Raw genomic sequence first — 978 nt, 5'->3', positions numbered from 1 at the left:
CAGAAAAATAGCCGATGCGTATTTTCTCTTTTTTGGGATGCTTGGGAATAGGGCCTAATATGGGATTTTCTGGATACTTATTTCGAGCAAAAATCTCCGATGCCTGTTTATGCAAAGAGGCATCGTCTAATAAAGAAAGTAGTAGGAAGGGTTGTATAACCTTCTCACCCAACAGGACTCTTTTGGAGATCTCTTCTAAAGATCCTGATAAATCAGACCAACTCCCTGATTTCATTTTTGTGAAGAGTAAATCTCCATTGATCCAGTCGATATCAGGCTTTAGGCTAAGCGCCTTATCAAAGTGAGCTATGGCTTCGTCATAGCGTGCGAGCTCATGCAGGACATAACCTTTATTAGACCAACCTTCTGCGTAGTCGAACTTTAAACTTAGTGTCCTGTCATAGTGAGCAATAGCCTCTTCATAACGTTTCAGTTTATAGAATGAATTACCTTTATTAGACCAAACTTCCGCATAATCAGGTTTAAGACTAAGTGCATTATCGAACTGAGCAATAGCCTCTTCATAACGTTTTAGCTCATGCAGGACATTACCCTTATTGGAATATGCCACAACATAATCAGACTTCAGACTAAGCGCTTTATCGTAGTGAGTAATAGCCTCTTCATAACGTTTTAGCTCATTTAATGTGACACCTTTATTGGACCAGCCTTCAGCATATTCAGAATTAATACTTAATGCCTGATCGTAGTGAGCAATAGCCTCGTCATAACGTTTCAGCTCATGCAGAGTCACCCCTTTATTAGCCCAAGCTTTATGATAGTCAGGCTTTAGGCTGAGCGCTTTATCGTAATGAGCAAGAGCCTCGTCATAACGTTTCAGCTCATTTAATGCAACACCTTTGTTTGACCATGCCTCAGCTAAATTGGGATTGATCACCAAAGCTTGGTCAGCAAATACTATCGCTTCTTCGTATCGCTTAAGTTCTTTAAGAGTTGCGCCTTTATTTAATGCAGCCT

Annotated in this window: 1 protein-coding gene; it reads right to left on the bottom strand. The window is 40.3% G+C overall.

The genetic code is table 11. From position 1 onward, the window contains the following. Window positions 1-978: tetratricopeptide repeat protein (locus tag ICN43_RS11075; protein ID WP_216200116.1), on the bottom strand; the 978-nt coding region annotated here is incomplete at both ends.

This window comes from Polynucleobacter sp. UK-Mo-2m-Kol15 (assembly GCF_018881505.1).
In the GTDB taxonomy this organism is placed as follows: Bacteria; Pseudomonadota; Gammaproteobacteria; order Burkholderiales; family Burkholderiaceae; genus Polynucleobacter.
The sequence above is the reverse complement of the archived record's forward strand: the minus strand, read 5'-3'. Positions and strand labels throughout refer to the sequence as shown.